The following is a 1,418-nucleotide window of genomic DNA, read 5'->3' on the forward strand; positions in this document are numbered from 1 at the left end:
CCTGGAGTCCCGCGGGGTGGTGGTCTTTCGGGCCCGCGGCGTCGTGACCGCGACGGGGTGAGCCATCGTGCGATGGTCAGTGAGAACGACCAAGAACTCACACAGAAAGACGACACCGCACGATGGCTCTTGACCAGTCTGCCCTCCTCGAGCTGCTCGGGGAACTGAAGCTCACCGGCACCACCGACCGCATCCGAGCCGCGACCGAGCGGCTCTACCAGGAGCTGATCGACGCGGAGACAGCCGCATTCATCGGCGCCGCCCCCTACGAGCGCACGAGCGAGCGCACGACTACCCGCAACGGTTCCCGGCCGCGGGTGCTGTCGACCACGGCTGGGGATCTGGAGTTGCGGATCCCGAAGTTGCGGCAGGGGTCGTTCTTCCCGTCGCTGCTGGAGCGGCGCCGCCGGGTCGACCAAGCCTTGTTCGCGGTCGTGATGGAGGCCTACCTCCACGGCGTCTCAACCCGGAAGGTCGATGACCTCGTCAAAGCGCTCGGCGCTGACACTGGCATCTCGAAGTCCGAGGTGTCCCGCATCTGCCAAGGGCTCGACGCCGAGGTCGCATCGTTCCGCGACCGCTCGCTGTCTGACATCGCCTACCCCTACGTGTTCCTCGACGCGACCTACTGCAAGGTCCGCATCGACCACCGTGTCGTGTCCCAGGCGGTCGTCGTCGCGATCGGCGTCGCCGCTGACGGGCGGCGGGTCGTGCTGGGCTTCGATGTCGGAGACAGCGAGACCGAGGAGTTCTGGAAGCAGTTCCTGCGCTCGTTGAAGACACGAGGTCTGGGCGGGGTGAAGCTGGTGATCTCCGACGCCCACGCCGGACTGAAGAAGGCCGCAGCGACCGTGTTGCAGGGCGCCGCCTGGCAGCGCTGCCGCGTCCACTTCATGCGCAACGTCCTGACCGCCCTCCCGAAGGGCCGGCAGGAGATGGTCGCCAGCGTGATCCGCACGATCTTCGCCCAACCCGACGCCGAGCACATCGATGCCCAGTTCGACGAAGTCGTGCGCATGATCGAGCGCGTCCACCCCAAGACCGCCGTGATGCTCACCGACGCCCGTGACGACATCCTCGCGTTCAAAGCGTTCCCCGCCCGGCATTGGCGACAGATCTGGTCCACGAACCCGCTGGAACGCCTCAATCGGGAGATCAAGCGCCGCACCGACGTCGTTGGCGTGTTCCCGAACAACGCCGCCCTGCTCCGCCTGGCCGGCTCCGTCCTCGTCGAGCAACACGACGAATGGGAAGCCGCCGACCGCCGCTACTTCTCCGAAGCCTCCATGACCGAGCTCACCGCGACCACCCCCACCATCGACGAGGCGGTGATACTCCCCGAGATCACCGCCGCCTAAACTAACGACAGCTGATCATCGCAACGAAGCGAAAGACCACCACTCAAACGGACGCGGCCG

General features: G+C 66.4%; 1 protein-coding gene. It reads left to right on the top strand.

Annotated features, from left to right (window positions below):
• Window positions 1-122 precede the first annotated feature (122 nt).
• Window positions 123-1,358 carry an IS256 family transposase gene (locus ACGG9C_RS16980; RefSeq protein WP_046746337.1) on the top strand — a complete coding sequence of 412 codons (1,236 nt, stop codon included), beginning with the start codon at window positions 123-125 and terminating at the stop codon, window positions 1,356-1,358.
• Window positions 1,359-1,418: the final 60 nt, after the last annotated feature.

The sequence above is a fragment of the Microbacterium sp. MTN4-26 genome (assembly GCF_042846595.1).
In the GTDB taxonomy this organism is placed as follows: domain Bacteria; phylum Actinomycetota; class Actinomycetes; order Actinomycetales; family Microbacteriaceae; genus Microbacterium; species Microbacterium luteum.